The sequence below is a fragment of the Nocardia salmonicida NBRC 13393 genome (assembly GCF_001613085.1).
GTDB lineage: Bacteria > Actinomycetota > Actinomycetes > Mycobacteriales > Mycobacteriaceae > Nocardia > Nocardia salmonicida.
Map to the genome: position 1 here is coordinate 36,080 of NZ_BDBR01000002.1, position 18,915 is coordinate 54,994.

Below are 18,915 nucleotides of genomic sequence, written 5' to 3' on the forward strand. Positions count from 1 at the left end.
GGGAACGCGGGCACCCGGCTGATATCCGGATCTATCCGGGTTCAGCGATGCGGGAAATTCCGCGGGCCACTCACACGGTTGTTCTCTCCAACGGGAGGTATTGAGAGTGGCAGGATAACCCAAAGTTTCCCAGACAATGGGCAGGGGATGGACGGGGTACTTCGAACTGCCGGTCAGGCGCGGCTCCGGGCTCGGAACGTTCGATCTCCGCACAGCGAATCCTTCAATGAAATGGACCGACCGTTCCGTCGACTTCTGGCCGAAGTAGGATATTTCTCCGGACGGCTGTTCTGCCGCGTTCCGGCTGGAGAAATATTCTCCGGCCTCGTTCCCGAATGCCACGTCGCCCCCCCATACGCACGCGTCCACGGCCCACGATTCAAACCCGCCGAGGACGCCATCTTGTTCGACGCGGCGTATTTGGGCGAATATTGTGCCTCGGACCTTCCATCGGTAGTCGGCGGCTCGCTCATCCAATTGCCACAGAGTCGGCGGATCATAGCTGAGCATATTCAAACCCTGCCGCTCTTTCAATTCGTCTTCGCTGAATTGTCCGGCTCCCCCCATGAACGCTGTCTCGACCGCCGAACGCAGCTGGACAGCGGCCCCGGTCTCCAGGTCGACACCGGGTCCGGCAACCCACCGGAAGTTGTAGTCGAAGCGGTCGGGCCATCGATTCGGCAGTCCGGACGGCCCGGCACAGGCACCCAGTAGCAGATAGAGGGCCATCCCGATCGCGGCGGCACCCGCCGCGCGCCTGCGCGTATTCGATATCATTTCGGCTCGTTCGTCGAGCGGCTGTTCCCCCATGTTGTTCTGTAGTCATGCACGCTCGGAGCGTACTTCGCGAGGTCTTGGTTCAAATAGCCGTAGCTGGTCGTCTGGTTGTCGTAGGAATTGGCGATATCGGTGAACGAACGAAGTTCACCGGTTGCTGGCTCGAAGTATTTTCCGATATTCGGGTCGTTCCGCAGATCGCCGTGATCGGGCGAACTCGCGAGCCCCTGCAAGATGTTGTAGGACTGCGTAGCGATACTGCCCTCGTTGTGCAGATCGACGTGCGTACCTTCCGTCGCGATCGTCCCGATGGTTTCGAGCCGGACCTCGGAAGATATCGACTTCCAACCGAGTTCGAGCAGACCACCCGCCACCGGGACCTTCTTCAGCTCGTACGCCGCGACCTCGCGGAGTCCGTCGAACAGCGGCGTTGTGTTCTTCTGCGTGGTGGTGTTGTCGTCCTGTCGCGTCTTCAGTTCCAGATTTGCGCCGTCCTGTGCGGCTTTGTCGATGTGGGCGCCCCATTCGGCCCAGCGAGTGTCGGTCAGGCCCGTCGCGCCGTAGATCTGGTTGAGCCCGGCGATCTGCTGATAGGCGTTGGCGTTGAACATCTTGGCGGCTTCCGGATCGGAATCGATCACCGCGAAGACATTTCGCATCGACTCGGCGCTGAACGAACGTGAGTTGCTGTCGACGAAGCCGTGCGAGTTGAGATCGCTGTCGTCGACGCCGGCCATCGCGGGTATGTAGTTGGCGAGGGTGTCGCCCAGCTGGGCGGTGAGGTTCGGATTCAGGGCGCCGATGCTGGTAGGTGTGTTGCTGGGGTTCCAGTGCCCGGACTCGCTGGTGATGTGCAGCAACGTATCCCGATGGGTGGCGACGTAGTCGGCGATCTGGCGCGCGGACTGACCGGCCTCGGTATTGATGTGCTGGTCCGGGGAGGAGGCGTCGGTGTCGACGGTCTTCAGCAGCGCGGAGACACCCGCGTCCTCGCCGTGCCAATTGTGGTCGAGCAGGGTGCCGATCGCGGCCTGGTTGTCGAACTTCTCGCCCGGCGCCATCACCGCGTCCATGCCCTGACCGGTGAAGAAGTCGTTCACCGCGATGTGGTCGGAACTCACCTGGCTGAACAACTTGCTGGCGAGTGGATTCGCTTCGGCGTCGATCTGCTTGGTGATGTCGGTGGCCTGGTTGAGCAGTGCGCGGTCGGCGTCACTGCCCTGGGCGACCTGGGGCGACCCCTTGGACAGGATCTCGGCGACGGTTTCGACATTGGTCCGTTTCACCGAGGAGTTCTTCGGTGGATCGGTGAGTGCGGTACGTACCGAGGAGGGCAGCGCGCCGAGTCCGCCGAAATCGACCCCGGCCTTGCCTCCCTGGGCCGCTGTCAGGCCGTTGCCGGTGACCTGGGGATTCGAGGTGAGCTGTAAGGCGTCGGCCAGCCCGGCGGCGACCACCTTGTCCTCACCGTTGGGCAGGCCGGCGCCGATTTTGCTGATCTCGCCGACGGGGAGACCGTCGAGGTCGCGCATCACCGAATTGAGGTAGTCGAGGCGTTCCTGGGGCAGGTTCACCTGCCTGCCCGCGGCAAGGTCGGCCTTCTGCTGATCGGTCAGTGTCGTCGCCCACGTCAGACGTTCGACCTGTTCGAGGGTCGCGGTGCCGTTGCGGAAGGCGTCGACGTCCTCGCGGGCTTGGCGTGGATTCACGCCCGCGTTCTCGGGGGTCAGTTCGTTGATCGCGTCGACCGAGGATTTCACCCCGGCCGCGCAGTCGGCATCCGCCCACCCGAGTTCATCCGCGAGTCGCTGGAGGCGAATGGTCTGGTTGGTCGCCTCCTGCTTCCGGGCGCCGTCTTCACCCTCGGCAGAAACGGTCCAGTCCGATTCGATCTTGTAGCCGGCGCCGGTCAGCGAGGTGTAGTCGGTTCGCAGCTGTGAGACGAGCTGGCCCATCCGTGCGTGGCCGTCGTTCAACGCGGCGGCCAGGTCTTCGTACGCGGCCGCGATCACCCGCATTTCGGTGACCTCGCGCGTACAGCGGCCGTCCACCGTGTTGCGCGCTTCGCCGGACCAGTTCATCGCATCGATCGTCCGGTGCATTCCGTCGACCGTGTCGCGCAGGCAGTCGGCGATCGTGGTCGCTTTCGTCGCGGTCGAGGCGAGATCCACGTTCCAGAACCGGACCTGCTCGGCGGCGGGGCGCTTCATTGCGGCATCTCCCCAGAATTCAAGTCGCTCACGGCGGCGATTCGCGCCGCGGCGGCCACGTCGGTGTCGGTGTAGGACTCGGCGGAAGTGCGCAGTAGCGAGCCGAATTCGCGGTAGCGACCACCGACGATCTTCAGGCTCCGGGTGCGCGCGGGCTCGATCCGATCCAGCTGCGGCGCGACGTCGGCGCCGTTGAGAAAGGTACTGAGCGTGCCGAGCGAACCGGCCGATGTGTCCATGACCGGCAATCTGCCGATCTTGTCGTCTGCGAGTCTGTCCATTTCGGTTGCGGCAGAGCGCAACTCGGACGGCGAAACCTGCATGATCCCCCTCCGGATGATGTGCGGCCGATGGTATCAACGCCTCGATCGGGGGAAAGGCTCCCGCAGAGCTGTTGGCTGAATGTTCACCGATCGATAAAGTCCTGAGCTGTCCGCAGAACGAAGCCACGTGCCAGTGCTGGTTGTCGAACAATGCTTCCGGACGAATGGAGTGATTCGTCTCCGAAAAGGAACGAGCCTGTCACCGGCACATGTGCTGGTGACAGGCTCGCTGCACTACCTGTTGACTAATGAGGATCCTGCGCACGGGAGGCCTTTCTGGCGCGCGGCCAGACGTGCGGTCCGGCAGCCGTCGCGGTGATCGGGTGCGCTCAGGCTCGCTGTGCGGCGGGCTGGGCCGAGATCGCCTGGGGCGCGTCGGCGCCGAATCGTACGAGGGCTTCCTGGGCGAAGGAGGCGACGAGTTCGCCTGCCACGGTGAGGACGTCGCCTCGGCCGAAGGAGCGGCCGTGTGCCAGGACCGGGCTGTGCTGGCGCAGCAGCAGCCAGTCGTCGGTGCGGAACGGGCGGTGGAACCACAGGGTGTGCGCGGTGACGGCGGAGGTGAACGCGGTGCCGTTGCCCCGCTGGCTCACCCCGTCGAACGGACGCAGCGCGGTGCCGATGAGGTTCAGATCGGTGGCGTAGGCGGTCAGCGCGGGGGCGAGTTCGGGGCCTACCGTCGGGGTGCGCATCCAGAACTCGTACTCGGGCATGGCGGCAGCGGTGGAGTTCAGATCGTCGAACGCGCGGGTTTCCCAGGGCAGCAGGTCGAAGGTGACCCGGTACTCGGGAGCGAGGAGCGCGGCGACGTCCTCGATGTGCTGCGTCTGTGGGCCGTCCTCGGCGACGTGCATCGACACCGCGGCGCTGGCGACCACCCGCGCGGATTGCCTGGCCAGGATCGACAGCGTGGCGAAGGACCGTCCCCGGTGCTGGCAGGAGACCTCGTACCGGACCGGCTCGTCGTAGCTGCCCTCCCTGGCGAACAAGGTGTGGACGGACTTGACCTGCTTGTCCGGACAGGCGAGTTCGGCTGCCCGGACGAACTGCCCGAGGATCTGGCCGCCGAAGAGCCTGCGGTAGTTCAACGGCAGATTGGGACCTTCGAACGCGGTCGGCGGCTCACCGGGAACCGTGGTGCCGGGGGCGTTTTCAGGTGCGACGGTGCCTTCGGTTGCGGCGGTGTTCCCGGTGTGCGGTGACACGCGGAGATCGAGGCTCGCGAGCAGGTTGTTCCAAAGATCGGCCATGCCCGAATTGTAATTCATCCTCTACCTCTATGAGAATTATATTCTCAGCGCGCCGGTGACGCCGGACGCGCAGAAATCCCAGACTTCCTCGGCGGTGACCGGGCGCATCGTCGAATCATCCTGGGCGCCACTGGACTGGGCGGTGAACATGACGGTCTGCATCGTCATGGCGGCGACCCGGCGTGGATTCAGACCGGGCCGCAGCGTGCCCGCCGACGCCGCGTCGGTCACCAGATCGACGAACAGTGACAACAGCGGCGCGTGCGCGACTTTCACGTGGGCGGGATGAGTGACCAGCAGTCGCGGTGCGAAATCGGTGAACAATGGGTGGCGGTCGCTCGGGTCGGAGCGGCACAGCGAGAACAGCAGCCGCACCGCGACCCCGAGTCGCGCCAAAGGGTCGGCCTCGGCCGCGGCAGCGTCGCGGATCTGCTCGGCCGTGCGCAGCAGCGCGTCTTCGAAGAGCGCGAGCAGCAGCTCGTGCTTGCCGTCGAATTGCAGGTAGAAACTACGCAGCGACTGACGTGACCGCTCGACCACTTCCTGCACGGTGAAGTCAGTACTGCCGTTCTCGGAGATGATCGCCTGTGCCGCGTCGAGGAAACGTTGTACCCGCTGCTCGGCCCGCTGCCGGGTGGACTTGATCGAGCGTTCCACCGCACGTTGTTTCCAGGCGGGCTCCACGCGCTCACTCATAGCTGCACCAGTCGTGCGGCCGAACCCGCGGCACGCACGGTCGCGCCCGCCTCGCGGATGAGTTCGCGCGAACTGCCGAGCAATCCGTCGAGGATCAGGACCCGCCGGATGTGGCGATGCAGATCGTGTTCCGCGGTGAAGCCGATGCCGCCGAGGGTCTGCTGGCAGTGCCGGGCGGTGGTCAGCGCGGCCCGGCCCGCGGCGGCTTTGGCGAGCAGGCACCCGAGGTCGTCGGCGGCGGCCACGAGGGTCGCTTCGGCGCCTTCGACGGCGACCAGGGTCTCGGCGAGTCGGTGCCGGATGGCCTGGAACGAGGCCACCGGACGACCGAACTGGACCCGGTCGACGGCATGGGTGCGGGCGAGGGTGAGCATCGCCCGGCTCGCGCCGGTCAGCCACCAGCCCAGCGCCCGACGGCCCGCGGCGAGTGGGATCTCGGCGCCCGTCGATAGCTGTCGGATGGGCAGGTCGGCGTCGAGGAGCCCGGAGTCCGGAAGGGATGAGCCGTTGTGTTCCCACTGGACCCAGGTGCCCCCGGCGAAGGGGAGGGGGACGGGCCCGTCGGCAGGCTGACCGGCGGCGGCATGGATGACGTCGTTGAGCAGCGGTGCGTGCGAACCGGTCTCACCGAGCAGCCGAAAGACCAGGGGCACAGTGGAATCAGGTGCTTCGACGAGCATGTCGTGCCAACCCAGGTCGGTGAGCGCGGTGTAGAGATCCGCACCCGAGGCGTCCCGCATCGTCTTGCGCAATGTCTGAGCCAGCAGGTCGAGTTCGGCAGCATCCACGGTTTACTCTTTCCCCAGGTCGAGCAGTCGGCGCGCGATGATGTTGCGCTGGATCTCGGCGGTGCCGCCGTAGATCGTCGCGGCGCGCGAGTACAGGTATTCCGCGCGCAACGGCGAATCGGCGAGCTCGATGACACCGGGCGACAGGTCGCGGATGGTGTCGAACAACTGCTGTTCGGCGGTGGCGAGCAGCACCTTGTCGATGGAGGTCTCCGGCCCGAGTTTGCCGCCCGCGGCGAGGCGCTCCTGCGTCGCCAGCGACCGGCAGCGGATGGTGTGCAGAGCGAGGTAGGCGCCACCGAGGTCGGCGTCGTCGCCGCCCGCGTCGCCGCCGGGGGTCTGGGCGAGCAGTTGGTCGAAACGCGTGTAGAGATAGGCGATTCGGTGCCAGAAACAGGTGGAGCGTTCGTGCGGGAGCAGATCCATCGCGACCCGCCAACCGTCGCCCGGTCGGCCGAGCATGCGGTCGGCCGGAACGACGACATCGTCGAAGTAGACCTCGGCGAACTCGTCGATGCCGTGCATCGTCCGCAACGGCCGCAGGGTGATGCCGGGGGAGTCCATGTCGACGAAGAAGGCGGTGATCCCGTCGTGGCCGATTCCGGTGCGGGTCAACAGGACACAACGCGCCGAGTACTGGGCCAGGCTGGTCCACACCTTCTGCCCCGAGACCACCCAGTGGTCACCGCGGGGTTCGGCCTTGGTGCTCAGTGAGGCGAGATCGCTGCCGGAGCCGGGTTCGGAGAACCCCTGGCACCACTGCTCACGACCGCTGAGCAGTAGCGGCACCATCTGCGCCGCCAATTGCGGTGTGGCGTAGGAGATCATCGTCGGCGCGAGCACCTCGATCATCGAATAGATGCCGGGCTCGGCGAGGTCGCGGGTGGCGACCTCCTCGCCGAGGATCGCGCGCAGCACCGCGGGCCCGCCGAGGCCACCTACCTCGGCGGGCCAGCCGTACCGCATCCAGTCCGCGTCGTAGAGCGCGCGCCGGACTCTGGCCAGTTGCGCGACCTGCGCGTCGAGCGAGTGGTCCGGGCCTGCGGACAGGTCGTTGTCATCGAGCCAGGACCGCAGGCCGGCCCGAAAGTCGGTGCGGTTCACGCACTCGGTCGTTCGAAGGCGTGCGGGCGACCGGAATCGTGGTCGCCGTTGCGACGGATGAAGGTCATGGCCCTGGTGCGCAGCCGCCAGCCCTCATCGGTGCGCGCGTAGGTGTCGCTGTAGTAGCCGATGCGCATGTCGTGGGTCGACTGCTCGACGAAGCACAGCGGCTGGGTGCCGCTGGCGGTGTCGCCGTCGATCTCGAGCGCCGGAGTTCCGGTGAGGAACAACCCCTTCGGCGCGGCGGCGACGAGATCGGGGAACTCGTCGAGCGGATAGGTGTCGCCGAAGGCGCTGTAGTTGCCATCGGGGGTGAACACCGAGATCAGGCCCTCGATATCACCTTTGGTAATGGTGACCGCGTACCGTGCGAGCAGCTGTTCGAGCTCGATCACGTCGTCATTTCTGGACAAAGACTTTTCCGCCTTTCATCACGAACCGCACCCGTTGGGTGACGGTGATGTCCTGGAGTGGGTCGCCGGGGACCGCGATGATGTCGGCGAGCAGTCCCTCGGCCAGTCGGCCGCGGTCGGTGACATCGATCAGCTCGGCGGCCGTGAGGGTCGCGGCGCGCAGCACGGCCAACGGGCTCATGCCACGGTCGACGAGCGCGACCAGCTCGTCGGCGTTGCGGCCGTGCGGGATCGCGGGGGCATCGGTGCCCACCGCGATCTTCACCCCGGCCTTGTAGGCCGCCAGCACCGACGTGCGGGCGAGCGGGAACATCTGGGCCGCCTTGGCCTGGAGTTCCGGTGGCGCCTTGGACACGTCCATGGCGTCGGCCAGGCGGGTGGTCGGCACCAGATAGGTGCCGCGTTCGACCATCAGCGCGATGGCGTCGTCGTCGATCAGGAAACCGTGCTCGATGCAGTCGATTCCCGCTTCGACAGCGGCGCGCACCGCGTCGGCGCCGTGGGTGTGCGAGGCGACCCGCAACCCGCGCCGATGCGCCTCGTCCACGATCGCCCGCAGCTCCTCGGACGAATAGTGTTGCGCCCCCGGGGCTCCGGTCAAAGACATGACTCCGCCGGAGACGCAGACCTTGATCAGCTGCGCGCCGTGCTTGATCTGGTACCGGACCGCCTTGCGGACCTCGTCGACACCGTTGGCGATGCCCTCCTCGATGCTCAGTTCCAGCACATGCGGCGCGAACGCGGCGAACATCGTCGGATCGAGATGTCCGCCGGTCGGGGTGATCGCGTGCCCGGCGGGCACGATGCGCGGGCCGTCGACCCAGCCCGCGTCGATGGCCTTGCCGAGCGCGACGTCGAGCAGATAGCCGCCGGTCTTGACGAACAATCCGAGGTTGCGCACGGTGGTGAACCCGGCCCGCAGCGTGCGGCGGGCGTTGCCCACCGCACGCAGCATCCGCAGCGGCGGATCATCCTGAACGCTGGAGGCCAGCCCGGTCTCGCCGCGCCCGCCCATCAGGAGATTGACCTCCATGTCCATCAGGCCGGGCAGCAGGACGGCGTCACCGAGGTCGATGATCTCGCCCTCGGGGGGACCGCCGACGCCGACGATCCGATCACCGTCGATCCGGATCACTCCAGGTCGGACGATCTCGCCGGTGTCGATGTCGAGGTATCCGGCGGCCAACAGCGTCAGCATGATCAGACCACCGGCTCCCGGATCAGGTGGACCATGGCGGCGCCGGAGTCGGGCACCCGCGCCTGCTTCCAGACCTCGATCGGGAAGGACACGTTCACCAGCGACTGCATCAGGTGCAGCAATGCGCGGGCATCGTCGGGCAGGTCGTCGAGCGGGAACTTGTCGCAGTAGGTGATCGCGGCTTCAAGACGCGGGAACGCGATGTCGTAGAACTCCTGCATCACCGGCATGCTCGAGGCGAGACGCTTGGCGTAGCGCTCCGGCTCGGTGGGCAGCACCCAGTCGGCGAACCGCTCCAGATCAGCGAATTCAGTGGGCAGCAGTGGCATCTCGGTACTCCTTGACCTTGTCCTTGGCGACCTTGTGCAGGTGGCGCAGCAAGATCTCCTGATCGTTGAGGGGGAATTCGGACACGATGCGAGTGGCCAGCATCGTCTGGGTGGCTTCGAGGGTGTTCGCGTCCTGCAACGCGTACTCCTTGAAGGTGACCGCGGCCAGCTCCTGGCCCAGGCGTTCGCGCGCGGTCTTCGGGGGCACGAAGTACAGGTTCGCCTCGAAGATGTGCTTGTCCACCGCGGTCGGCCAGTAGTGGTAGGTGAGGTACCAGCCGGGCTCCCAGAACAGCAGCGACATGTTCGGGAAGATCTCGAACTCGTCGACGCCCCAGGCCCGGTGGCGGGCGGGGTTGATCCCCTCGGGCAGCGGATCGAGGCCCTCGATGTCGGGCTTGTCCCACGGTCCGAACAGACCGCTGCGCAGCACGCGCTCGATCGGCTTGACCATGTTCAGGTCCTTGGGCGGGGCCATGCCGCCCCACGAGGAGATCATCGAATGGGGACTCTGCAACTCGTAGTGCAGTGCCTCGTAGCCGACTCCGGCCAGCTTGTCGGCCTCGTCCTTGACCGCCTGCTTCATGTGCAGGATCGGTGCGTGATAGAACTCGGCGAACGCGTCGATGAACAGCTTCCAGTTGCTGCCGATTTCGGCCCGGTAGCTGTAGACCTCGGTGAACTCGTGGAACGGATACCCTTCGACGCTGCCGACGAGCGTGCCGAGGTAGTCGGTGAGCGGTGCGGCGTCCTCGTCGAGGTTGACGAAGATGAACCCCTCCCACACCTCGCAACGCACCGACTTGAGGCCGTAGAGCTGCTTGTCGAGGTCGAAGAACTCCTTCTCCTGCTGAACGAAGTTCACCTCGCCTTCGAGGCTGTAGCGCCAGGCGTGGTATTTGCAGGTGAACTGGCGGCACGTGCCCGAGGTTTCCTCGTTCGGGAAGTCGTCCCAGACCAGCTTGTTGCCGCGGTGGCGGCAGATGTTGTGGAACGCCCGCACGACCTCGTCGGTGCCCTTGGCGATGATGAGCGAGGTGCCGACCGAGGGCAGTTCCCTGGTGAAGTAGCTGCCGACGCGCGGAAGTCGTTCGACCCGACCGATATTGAGCCAGGTCTTCTTGAAGATGGCGTTGCGCTCGTCCTCGTAGAAGTCCGGGTCGATGGAGTCGGTGTAGTCGACCGGCTCGGTGCCGAGCTCGGGATAATGCTCCGTCCAGCTACCCGCGGTCGGTTTGGTGAAGTGGGACAAGGGGTTACCTTTCCGTTTGTTCGACTTCGACGCCGAAGGTGTTGAAAGCCATGGCCAACATGCCGTAGCCGCCGACTGTGAAGACCAGATCCATGCACTGCCGCTCGTCGAGGTGCGCGCCGAGGGCGGCCCAGGTCGAATCGGACAGGTTCGATGTCGTATCGAGTTCGTCGGTCGCGTCGAAGACCACGCGGTCGAACTCGGTGGTGGGGGTAGCGCCCTGCGCCGCCGCGATATCGGCGGCCGTCACGCCGGACTCGCCGGCCATCTCCACGTGATGGGCCCACTCGTAGGCGCAGCCGCGTCGATGGGCGACGCGCAGGATCGCCAGTTCGCGCACCCTCGCCGGCAGCGTCGACCGGAACAGCAGGTGCACACCGAGACTCAGGTAGGCCTTGGTCAGGTCGGGGTGGCGGACCAGTGTGGCGAGTGCGTTTCCGGCGCCTGCCGGGTTCTGCCGGTCCCGGGGGAGCAGACCGGACAGGGCGCGCTGAACCTGCTCGTCCCATTGGTCCGCCGGCAGCGGGGGTAGGCGCATACTTCCTCCTCTCGATTCGGAGAATCACATTCTCACATTTGAACTGTAAGATTTCCACGGGTTGGCCGGATAGTCAACGAATCATTGATTCTCGCTGAGGGAGAAGCTAGTTTTCATAGGGAGAGAGCGATGTAACCTCAGGAAGGGAGATCCACCATGACCGCAGTGCCACTGCGTCCCGGTGATCAACTCGCGAGCACCGTCTGCGGTACGAGGGTTGTCGTGATCCGGGTACCGGCCAACCGGACGCCCGCAATCGCTTGCGGCGCGAGTCCGATGGTCCCCGCGGCCAGCGCCCGGGCTGTCGTAGCCGACGGCACGCCGGTCACGTTGATCGGCAAGCGGTATGTGGACGCCGAAGAGAACGTCGAGGTGCTGTGCATCGCGGCGGGTGCGGGCGCGTTGAGCTGCGACGGCGAGCCGATGACGGTCAAGGCGGCCAAAGCGCTGCCTGCCTCGGACTGATGGGGGAATCGCCTATGTCTGGCGGGATGAGTTTCGCGCTGAGCGAGGATCAGCAGTTGATCCGCGACTCGGTCGCCGAGCTGATGAAGAAGTTCGACGACAAATACTGGATGGAACGCGATCAGGCGCACGAGTTCCCGACGGCGTTCTACGACACGATCGCGGCGGGCGGGTGGCTCGGCATCACGATTCCGCCGGAGTACGGCGGGCACGGTCTAGGGATCACCGAAGCGTCGCTGTTGCTCGAAGAGGTCTCCCGCTCCGGCGGCGGGATGAACGCCGCCAGCGCGATTCATCTGTCGATCTTCGGCATGCATCCGGTGGTGGTGCACGGATCCGAGGAGCTCAAGCGGCGGACCCTACCGCGCATTGTCAGCGGTGATCTGCACGTGTGTTTCGGGGTCACCGAACCGGGCGCGGGCCTCGACACCACCCGGATCAGTACCTTCGCGCGGCGCGAGGGTGATCACTACGTGGTCAACGGGCGCAAGGTGTGGATCTCCAAGGCCATGGAGTCGGAGAAGATCCTGCTGCTCACCCGCACCACCCGCTACGACGACGTCACGAAGAAGACCGACGGGATGACGCTGTTCCTCACCGATCTCGACCGCACCAAAGTCGAGATCCGGCCGATCGCCAAGATGGGTCGCAACGCCGTCACCTCGAACGAACTGTTCATCGACGATCTGCAGATTCCGGTCGAGGATCGGGTCGGCGACGAGGGAATGGGGTTCAAGTACCTGTTGGACGGACTGAACCCCGAACGGATGCTGATCGCCGCCGAAGCGCTCGGCATCGGCCGGGTCGCCCTCGACAGGGCCGTGCGCTACGCCGGTGACCGCGAAGTCTTCGGCAGGCCGATCGGGATGAACCAGGCCATCCAATTCCCCCTCGCCGACTCGCTGACCCATCTCGACGCCGCCGAGTTGGTCCTGCGCAAGGCCACCTGGCTCTACGACAACGGCCAGCCGTGCGGTCGCGAGGCGAACACGGCCAAATATCTGTGCGCGGAAGCGGGTTTCACCGCCGCCGATCGCGCGCTGCAAACCCACGGCGGGATGGGTTACGCCGAGGAGTACAACGTCGCGCGCTACTTCCGCGAGGCGCGCGTGATGAAGATCGCGCCGATCAGTCAGGAAATGATCCTGAACTACCTGGGATCGCACACGCTGGGAATGCCGAGGAGCTACTGAATGACTGACAAGACAACACTTTTCGATCTGACGGGTCGATCGGCACTGGTCACGGGTGCGGCAGGCGGCATCGGCGCCGCGGTCGCGCGGGCCTTGGCTACCGCGGGCGCCGCGGTGCTGGTCACCGATGTCGACGGCGCCGCCGCGGCCGTGGTCGCGGAGAAGATCGTGGCCGAGGGTGGCGTCGCCCGCAGCGCGGCCCTCGACGTGCGCGACAGAGCGTCCGCGGATGTCGCCGTCGCGGCGGCGGCCGAGCTGGCCGGGGGAGTCCTGCACATTCTGGTGAACAACGCCGGCGTGACCGATCCCGCCATGTTCGCCCAGACCACCGAGGAATCGGTGCTGCGACTGCTCGACATCCACCTGCTCGGTACGTTCCGCTGCACCCAGGCCGCGCTGGCGAAACTGGCGACCGACGGGACCGGCCGGATCATCAATGTCACCTCCTCGGCAGGCATCGTCGGCACGCTCGGCCAGGTGAACTACTCCGCGGCCAAGGCGGGGATCATCGGCGTCACGAAATCCCTGGCGCGCGAGCTCGCCCGCAAACAGATCCTGGTGAACGCGCTCGCCCCGCTGGCAGCCACCCCGATGACCAGCACCCTGCGCACCGACGAGAAGTTCTCCGCGCAGATGTTGAACCGAATCCCGTTGCGGCGCTGGGCGGAACCGGACGAGGTGGCGGGCGCGTTCGTATTCCTCGCCTCGGATGCGGCTTCCTTCGTCACCGGGCAGGTGCTGCCGGTCGACGGCGGCATGGTGATGTGATGGCCGCACACGCGGCGACGGACCCGGCGCCGTTGGCCGGTGTCACCGTGGTGGCGCTGGAACAGGCGGTGTCCGCGCCGATGTGCACCCGCACCCTGGCTGATCTCGGGGCGCGGGTGCTGAAGATCGAGAACCCGGACGGCGGCGATTTCGCACGCCATTACGACGATGTGGTCGACGGTCTCGCGGCGCACTTCGTCTGGGTCAATCGGGGCAAGGAATCGGTAGCGCTGAACCTGAAATCGTCGGCCGGAATGGAAGTGCTGCACCTGCTGCTCGACCACGCCGACGTGCTCGTTTCCAACCTGGCCCCCGGCGCGACCGCTCGGCTCGGCATCACACCCACCGACCTGGCGCAACAGCATCCCGACCTGATCGCGGTCGAGATCGACGGCTTCGGCGCCGGTGGTCCGCTGTCGGGCAAACGCGCGTACGACCTGCTGGCACAAGCGGAATCAGGGGTCTGCGCCGTCACCGGACTACCGGGCGCGCCCGCCAAGCCCGGTCCACCGGTCGCCGATGTCTGCGCCGGTCTGTACGCGACGATCTCGATTCTGGCCATGCTGTCGGCGCGAGATCAACGCGGTCGCAGGGGCGCGGCGGTCAGTGTCAGCCTGTTCGACACGATGGCCGAGGTGATGGGCTACCAGCTCACCTACACCCGGCACTCGGGCATCGATCAGCAGCCGCTCGGCATGAGTTCGCCCGCGGTGGCGCCCTACGGCGCGTACCCGACCGGTGACGGGCAGACCGTGGTGCTCGGCACCACCAATGACGGGGAATGGCAACGATTCGCGCGCGAACTGCTGGGACGACCAGATCTCGCCGTCGATCCGAGGTTCCGGACCAATCCCGACCGGGTTCGCCACCGCGAGGAGCTCGACGCCGAGATCGGCGCCTGGTGCGCCCGCCACGACCTGGCCTTCCTCCAGCAGGCCGCCGACACCGCGGGCATCGGCAACGCCCGCTACAACACCCCGAGCGAAGTGCTGGTCCATCCCCAGTTGACCGACCGTGATCGCTGGCGCCGGATCGACACCCCGGTCGGCCCGATCCCGGCGCTGCTACCGCCGCCGATCATCACCGGGTTCGACCCGCCCATGGGTGCGGTGCCCGCGCTCGGCGAACACACGAACGCCGTGCTCGCCGAGTTCGGTCTCACCGATGACGAGATCGGACTGCTGCGCCTGCACGGTCTCATTACGTCGGCCGTGCCCTGATGACGGTGGGGGACAAGGACAGTGACGGGCTCGACGAGCAGGTACTGCTGTCCGAGGATCGGAACGGGGTGCGCACGCTGACCCTGCATCGCCCGCGTCGCAAGAACGCGATCAACCGGGAACTGTGGGTGGCCCTGCGCGTGGCGCTGGATGCGGCGGGCCGTGATCGCGGCGTCCGCGCGCTCGTGCTCACCGGTGCGGGCGGGGCGTTCTGTTCGGGTGCGGATATCTCCGCGCCCGACCCCAGTCATCCGATCCACAAGTTGCGCGCGCTCACCGAGGTCGCGCTGTTGCTGCACGAGTTGCCGATTCCCACCATCGCCAAGGTGCGCGGGGTGGCGGTCGGCGCGGGCTGGAATCTGGCACTGGGCTGCGATCTGGTGGTCGCGGAACCGGATTCGCGGTTCTCGCAGATCTTCACCCGCCGTGGGCTGTCGCTCGATCTCGGCGGGTCCTGGCTGCTGCCCAAACTCGTCGGGCTCCAGCAGGCCAAGCGGCTGGCGCTGCTGGCCGAGACGATCGACGCCGCGCAGGCGCACGCGCTGAACCTGGTGACCTGGGTCGTCGCGGAGCCGGAGCTCGATGCCTTCGTCGTCGAGCTCGCCGAACGGCTGGCCGCCGGACCGCCGGTCGCGCTGGCCCAGACCAAGGCGCTGCTGAACGAGGGCGCCGACCGCACCCTGCGCGACGCATTGGCCAATGAGGCTCGCGCACAGGGGGTCAACTTCGCGACCGCTGACGCACCGGAGGCGTTCGCGGCATTCGCCGCCGCCAGGGAGCCGGAGTTCACCGGCCGCTGGGCGCTCGCCCGGCAGGCCGAACCAACGATGACTAGTTCGAATGGAGAGCGCGATGCGTGAGGTAGTAGTGGTCGAAGCGGTGCGCACGCCGTGGGGCAAGCGCAACGGTGGCCTGTCGGGGATCCATCCGGCGGACCTGTCCGCGGTCGTGCTCAACGCACTGATCGAGCGCACCGGGATCGACCCGTCCGTCATCGATGACGTGATCTGGGGCTGTGTTTCCCAGGTCGGTGACCAGTCGAGCAATATCGGACGGTACGCGGTGCTGGCCGCCGGATGGCCGGAGAGCATTCCCGGCACGACGGTGAACCGGGCCTGCGGCTCGAGCCAACAGGCCGTGGATTTCGCTGTGCAGGCGGTGATGTCGGGTCAACAGGACGTCGTCGTGGCGGGCGGGGTGGAGGTGATGAGCCGGGTACCGCTGGGTTCGGCGAAAGCCGGCGGGTCCCCGTATGGCCCGAAAGCCCTTGCGCGCTACCCGGACTTCTCGTTCAACCAGGGCATTTCCGCGGAGCTGATCGCTCAGAAGTGGGGACTGACGCGGCATCGGCTCGATGAGTTCGCCTCACTCTCGCACGAGCTGGCCGCCGCCGCCCAGGATCGAGGCGCGTTCGACGCACAGCTCGTGCCCGTCGATACCGAGGGCGCCACGGTGACCGCCGACGAAGGCGTGCGCCGCGGGACGAGCCCCGAGACCCTCGCCAGGTTGAAACCGGCCTTTCAGGACGACGGAGTCATCCACGCGGGCAACTCCTCCCAGATCTCCGACGGTGCCGCCGCCGTGCTGGTGACGACACCGGAGCGCGCCCGCGAGCTGGGGGTGACACCGCTGGTGCGTTACCGCGCGGGCGCGGTCACCGGTGCCGACCCGGTGCTCATGCTGACCGGTCCGATCCCGGCGACCGAGAAGGTCTTGCGTAAAGCCGGTCTGGATCTGTCCGAGATCGGCGTCTTCGAGGTGAACGAGGCGTTCGCGTCGGTCCCGCTGGCCTGGCTCGCCGAAACCGGCGCCGACCCACAACTGGTCAATCCGCTCGGCGGTGCGATCGCGCTGGGTCATCCGCTCGGAGGTTCGGGAGCGGGCCTGCTCGCCCGGATGGTTCATCACATGCGCGACAACGGAATTCGCTACGGCCTGCAGACGATGTGCGAGGGCGGCGGCACCGCCAACGCCACCATCGTCGAACTGGCAGCCTGACCACAAGGAGATATCGGTGCGCCGAGACATCTACACCGAGGACCACGAAGCTTTCCGCGGGCTGGCCAGGGAATTCATCGAGAAGGAGATCGCACCCCACTACGCCGAGTGGGAAAAGGCCGGGCAGATGCCGCGAGAGATCTTCGAAAAGCTCGGTGCGCTCGGTATTCTCGGCGTCGCGATCCCGTCGGAGTACGGGGGAGCGGGGCTGCGGGACTATCGCTACAACGCCGTCCTGCAGGAGGAAGCGGCCCGCGCGCTGGTGACCCTGAGCACGGTGCGCACCCAACTCGACGTCATCCTGCCCTACTTCCTGGAATACGCCGACGAGCAGCAACGCGAACGCTGGTTTCCCGGCCTCGCGAGCGGTGCGTTGCTCACCGCCATCGCGATGACCGAACCGGGCACCGGCTCCGATCTGGCCGGAATGCGCACCTCTGCCGTTCGCGACGGCGACGACTATCTGCTCAGTGGCGCGAAGACTTTCATCACCGGCGGCCTGCTCGCCGACTTGGTGATCGTGGTGGCACGGACCTCGACCGACCCGGACAACCGGCGCGCGGGTCTGACACTGCTGGTGGTCGAGGACGGCATGCCCGGATTCGAGCGCGGGCGGGTTTTGGACAAGATGGGTTGCAAGGTGCAGGACACCGTCGAGTTGTCGTTCGACCAGGTCCGAGTCCCCGCGGCGAATCGACTCGGGGCCGAGGGCGCGGCTTTCGGCTACCTCGGCAACAATCTGTCGCAGGAACGGATGACGGTCGCCGTCGGCTCGGTCGCCCAGGCGCGGGCCGCGATCACCGCGACGATCGACTATGTCAAAGAGCGCAAGGCCTTCGGGAAACCGGTCTCGTCCTTTCAGAACACCAAGTTCGAACTCGCCGCGATGTCGGCGGAACTCGAGGCCGCGCAGACCATGGTGGATCGTGCCGTTCTCGATCTGGTGGCGGGCGAACTGTCCGGCCCCGACGCCGCCCGCGTCAAATTGTTCACCACCGAAATGCAAGGCCGGGTGGTCGACCGCTGCCTGCAACTGTTCGGTGGCTACGGCTATATGACCGAGTACCCGATCACACGGCTCTACACCGATGCGCGGGTGGCCCGCATCTACGCCGGAACCAGCGAGGTCATGAAGGTGATCATCGCCAAATCCCTCGGTCTGTAAGGGATGAGCAGATCTGCCCCACGACCACCGTTGTCGTGGGGCAGATCCCGCTGACCGAGAATGTCACCGGCGCGCGATCACACATTCCTCGATGAAGGACATAACCTTGAGGTGATACGCGGTCGCCGAGTGCCCCATGCTCAGGTTATGGCCGCTGTCGGCTTGCTCGTTGAGCACCACGCGCGGCGCGGACGTGAACAGGGCGGCGACCTCACCCAGCGCGATCGGGTCGGTGCGCCATACCCTCTCGTAGGCGCCCACGGTGAACTGGACCGGAACGCTGACGTTCGCGGCGAGGCGCGCGAAATCGTGCGTCGCCCACCGCGGCATCACGGTGGCCTCATAGGCGGGGCCGGGTGACGCGATCGCCGCACCGCCGAAGATCTCGGTGGGATACAGATGGCTGGGCTGCCAGAGCAGTTCGCGCAGGCGGTCGCCTCGACCGGGTCCCCCTGCCGTCAGGCTACTGATGGCATCGGGATGGTGTTCTCGGCCGGTTCCCGCCAGTTCGATACCGAGCAACGTCGCGCCGCGCTCGTCGGCGGCCATGCGTACAGCCAACTCGCACCCGGCCGAATGCGCGAGGACGAACAGCCCCGCGCCGCGGGGCCGCGTCCCGAGTATCCGCTCCACGACGGCATAGGCGAGGTCGACGCGTCGGGTGGCCGGCGCGATTTCCCTCGCGTGCGGTGCCGAACTGCCGTAGCCGGGGCGGTCGATCGCGAGCACGGTGAACCCGAGCGCGGGTGCGGTCCGCAGCAGCGACAGTCGGGGATGGCCGGGGCAGTCGAAGTAGGCGGAGGTGGTCACGCCCCCGTGCACCGCGATGATGACCGCACGAGGATCGGCGGCCTCGGCCAGCAGCGCCGACATCGGGACACCGTCGATATCGACGGTGTGGGAGCTGATCGGGACGTCGTGCGGTAGCCGCACCAGATCGGACCCGGTACTGGTCATAGCTTCGGGTCACTTTCGCAGAGGGTGGGCACGACGGTGAGATGGCCGGCCTCCGCCGAGACCAGTACGGCGCAGGCGGCGATCGTCATGTCGGGCAGTACCGCCTTGGCGTAATGGAAGAAGCTCGCGCGCAGGCGCTGTGCGACGGTGGCGTTGCCGTTGGTCGGCGATGGCGATGGGGGATGCATCTCGATCAAGGAGACTCTCCATTCAATATGGGAGAATCTTACTCTCGCAACGAATTTTCCCGCAAGAGGGGTCATCTACATGC

Annotated in this window: 20 protein-coding genes; 7 read left to right on the forward strand and 13 right to left on the reverse strand. The window is 66.5% G+C overall.

Going from position 1 to position 18,915, the window contains the following annotated elements; translation table 11 throughout:
- Positions 1 to 773: 773 nt before the first annotated feature.
- The 11 genes from NS1_RS00780 to NS1_RS00830 form a co-directional block, all read right to left on the reverse strand.
- Entirely contained in the window at positions 774 to 2,987 is a 2,214-nt protein-coding gene (locus NS1_RS00780; protein ID WP_062980597.1) for a TPR repeat domain-containing protein, read from the reverse strand.
- A complete protein-coding gene (locus tag NS1_RS00785) occupies positions 2,984 to 3,310 on the reverse strand; it encodes a type VII secretion target (protein ID WP_062980598.1) in 327 nt (108 codons plus the stop codon). Before NS1_RS00785 ends, NS1_RS00780 begins: the two co-directional genes overlap by 4 nt.
- A gap of 329 nt (positions 3,311 to 3,639) precedes the next feature.
- Positions 3,640 to 4,560 carry an acyl-CoA thioesterase gene (locus NS1_RS00790; RefSeq protein ID WP_062981410.1) on the reverse strand — a complete coding sequence of 307 codons (921 nt, stop codon included), beginning with the start codon at positions 4,558 to 4,560 and terminating at the stop codon, positions 3,640 to 3,642.
- A gap of 36 nt (positions 4,561 to 4,596) precedes the next feature.
- A complete protein-coding gene (locus NS1_RS00795) occupies positions 4,597 to 5,256 on the reverse strand; it encodes a TetR/AcrR family transcriptional regulator (RefSeq protein WP_056809217.1) in 660 nt (219 codons plus the stop codon).
- Positions 5,253 to 5,996, reverse strand: a complete 744-nt coding sequence (locus NS1_RS00800; RefSeq protein ID WP_082843948.1) for an acyl-CoA dehydrogenase family protein — start codon at positions 5,994 to 5,996, stop codon at positions 5,253 to 5,255. The genes NS1_RS00795 and NS1_RS00800 overlap by 4 nt, the downstream gene beginning before the upstream one ends.
- A gap of 51 nt (positions 5,997 to 6,047) precedes the next feature.
- The gene (locus NS1_RS00805; RefSeq protein WP_062980602.1) at positions 6,048 to 7,148 is read right to left on the reverse strand and encodes an acyl-CoA dehydrogenase family protein; all 1,101 of its coding nucleotides are present in this window, start codon (positions 7,146 to 7,148) and stop codon (positions 6,048 to 6,050) included.
- Positions 7,145 to 7,561 (reverse strand): nuclear transport factor 2 family protein, encoded by a 417-nt coding sequence (locus NS1_RS00810; RefSeq protein WP_062980605.1) that lies wholly within the window; start codon positions 7,559 to 7,561, stop codon positions 7,145 to 7,147. The genes NS1_RS00805 and NS1_RS00810 overlap by 4 nt, the downstream gene beginning before the upstream one ends.
- Positions 7,548 to 8,759: a metal-dependent hydrolase family protein gene (locus tag NS1_RS00815; protein WP_056809209.1), complete on the reverse strand. Its 1,212-nt coding sequence runs from the start codon at positions 8,757 to 8,759 to the stop codon at positions 7,548 to 7,550. Before NS1_RS00815 ends, NS1_RS00810 begins: the two co-directional genes overlap by 14 nt.
- A 2-nt stretch (positions 8,760 to 8,761) precedes the next feature.
- Positions 8,762 to 9,088, reverse strand: coding sequence for a hypothetical protein (locus NS1_RS00820; protein WP_062980607.1), 327 nt, complete (start codon positions 9,086 to 9,088; stop codon positions 8,762 to 8,764).
- Positions 9,069 to 10,340 carry an aromatic ring-hydroxylating oxygenase subunit alpha gene (locus NS1_RS00825; protein ID WP_062980609.1) on the reverse strand — a complete coding sequence of 424 codons (1,272 nt, stop codon included), beginning with the start codon at positions 10,338 to 10,340 and terminating at the stop codon, positions 9,069 to 9,071. The genes NS1_RS00820 and NS1_RS00825 overlap by 20 nt, the downstream gene beginning before the upstream one ends.
- Before the next feature lie 4 nt (positions 10,341 to 10,344).
- Complete coding sequence (locus tag NS1_RS00830) at positions 10,345 to 10,878, reverse strand: carboxymuconolactone decarboxylase family protein (protein WP_056809204.1); 534 nt, start codon at positions 10,876 to 10,878, stop codon at positions 10,345 to 10,347.
- Between the two features lie 156 nt (positions 10,879 to 11,034).
- Between NS1_RS00830 and NS1_RS00835 the strand changes: the two genes are divergently transcribed.
- The 7 genes from NS1_RS00835 to NS1_RS00865 are packed head-to-tail and all read left to right on the forward strand — an operon-like array spanning position 11,035 to position 17,687.
- Positions 11,035 to 11,343, forward strand: a complete 309-nt coding sequence (locus tag NS1_RS00835; protein ID WP_056809202.1) for a hypothetical protein — start codon at positions 11,035 to 11,037, stop codon at positions 11,341 to 11,343.
- Positions 11,344 to 11,357: 14 nt separating this feature from the next.
- Entirely contained in the window at positions 11,358 to 12,536 is a 1,179-nt protein-coding gene (locus tag NS1_RS00840) for an acyl-CoA dehydrogenase family protein (RefSeq protein WP_165610377.1), read from the forward strand.
- Positions 12,537 to 13,304: an SDR family NAD(P)-dependent oxidoreductase gene (locus tag NS1_RS00845; RefSeq protein ID WP_056809198.1), complete on the forward strand. Its 768-nt coding sequence runs from the start codon at positions 12,537 to 12,539 to the stop codon at positions 13,302 to 13,304. It begins immediately after the preceding gene.
- A complete protein-coding gene (locus tag NS1_RS00850) occupies positions 13,304 to 14,524 on the forward strand; it encodes a CaiB/BaiF CoA transferase family protein (RefSeq protein WP_062980612.1) in 1,221 nt (406 codons plus the stop codon). Before NS1_RS00845 ends, NS1_RS00850 begins: the two co-directional genes overlap by 1 nt.
- Positions 14,524 to 15,384 carry an enoyl-CoA hydratase/isomerase family protein gene (locus NS1_RS00855; protein ID WP_062980614.1) on the forward strand — a complete coding sequence of 287 codons (861 nt, stop codon included), beginning with the start codon at positions 14,524 to 14,526 and terminating at the stop codon, positions 15,382 to 15,384. Before NS1_RS00850 ends, NS1_RS00855 begins: the two co-directional genes overlap by 1 nt.
- Entirely contained in the window at positions 15,377 to 16,522 is a 1,146-nt protein-coding gene (locus NS1_RS00860) for a thiolase family protein (protein ID WP_056809193.1), read from the forward strand. The genes NS1_RS00855 and NS1_RS00860 overlap by 8 nt, the downstream gene beginning before the upstream one ends.
- A gap of 16 nt (positions 16,523 to 16,538) precedes the next feature.
- Entirely contained in the window at positions 16,539 to 17,687 is a 1,149-nt protein-coding gene (locus tag NS1_RS00865; RefSeq protein ID WP_062980615.1) for an acyl-CoA dehydrogenase family protein, read from the forward strand.
- Positions 17,688 to 17,750: 63 nt separating this feature from the next.
- Here the strand turns inward: NS1_RS00865 and NS1_RS00870 are convergent, their stop codons facing one another.
- On the reverse strand, positions 17,751 to 18,644 hold the full coding sequence (locus NS1_RS00870) for an alpha/beta fold hydrolase (RefSeq protein WP_056809188.1): 894 nt from the start codon (positions 18,642 to 18,644) through the stop codon (positions 17,751 to 17,753).
- Positions 18,641 to 18,841, reverse strand: coding sequence for a hypothetical protein (locus NS1_RS00875; protein ID WP_056809187.1), 201 nt, complete (start codon positions 18,839 to 18,841; stop codon positions 18,641 to 18,643). The genes NS1_RS00870 and NS1_RS00875 overlap by 4 nt, the downstream gene beginning before the upstream one ends.
- Positions 18,842 to 18,915: the final 74 nt, after the last annotated feature.

Excerpts from the sequence above, each read along its gene's own strand:
- NS1_RS00845 (WP_056809198.1), top strand. The coding sequence starts at position 12,537 with ATGACTGACAAGACAACACTTTTCGATCTGACGGGTCGATCGGCACTG.
- NS1_RS00855 (WP_062980614.1), top strand. The coding sequence starts at position 14,524 with ATGACGGTGGGGGACAAGGACAGTGACGGGCTCGACGAGCAGGTACTG.
- NS1_RS00860 (WP_056809193.1), top strand. The coding sequence starts at position 15,377 with ATGCGTGAGGTAGTAGTGGTCGAAGCGGTGCGCACGCCGTGGGGCAAG.
- NS1_RS00870 (WP_056809188.1), bottom strand. The coding sequence starts at position 18,644 with ATGACCAGTACCGGGTCCGATCTGGTGCGGCTACCGCACGACGTCCCG.
- NS1_RS00850 (WP_062980612.1), top strand. The coding sequence starts at position 13,304 with ATGGCCGCACACGCGGCGACGGACCCGGCGCCGTTGGCCGGTGTCACC.
- NS1_RS00840 (WP_165610377.1), top strand. The coding sequence starts at position 11,358 with ATGTCTGGCGGGATGAGTTTCGCGCTGAGCGAGGATCAGCAGTTGATC.
- NS1_RS00795 (WP_056809217.1), bottom strand. The coding sequence starts at position 5,256 with ATGAGTGAGCGCGTGGAGCCCGCCTGGAAACAACGTGCGGTGGAACGC.
- NS1_RS00785 (WP_062980598.1), bottom strand. The coding sequence starts at position 3,310 with ATGCAGGTTTCGCCGTCCGAGTTGCGCTCTGCCGCAACCGAAATGGAC.
- NS1_RS00800 (WP_082843948.1), bottom strand. The coding sequence starts at position 5,996 with ATGCGGGACGCCTCGGGTGCGGATCTCTACACCGCGCTCACCGACCTG.
- NS1_RS00790 (WP_062981410.1), bottom strand. The coding sequence starts at position 4,560 with ATGGCCGATCTTTGGAACAACCTGCTCGCGAGCCTCGATCTCCGCGTG.
- NS1_RS00820 (WP_062980607.1), bottom strand. The coding sequence starts at position 9,088 with ATGCCACTGCTGCCCACTGAATTCGCTGATCTGGAGCGGTTCGCCGAC.
- NS1_RS00835 (WP_056809202.1), top strand. The coding sequence starts at position 11,035 with ATGACCGCAGTGCCACTGCGTCCCGGTGATCAACTCGCGAGCACCGTC.
- NS1_RS00780 (WP_062980597.1), bottom strand. The coding sequence starts at position 2,987 with ATGAAGCGCCCCGCCGCCGAGCAGGTCCGGTTCTGGAACGTGGATCTC.
- NS1_RS00815 (WP_056809209.1), bottom strand. The coding sequence starts at position 8,759 with ATGCTGACGCTGTTGGCCGCCGGATACCTCGACATCGACACCGGCGAG.
- NS1_RS00830 (WP_056809204.1), bottom strand. The coding sequence starts at position 10,878 with ATGCGCCTACCCCCGCTGCCGGCGGACCAATGGGACGAGCAGGTTCAG.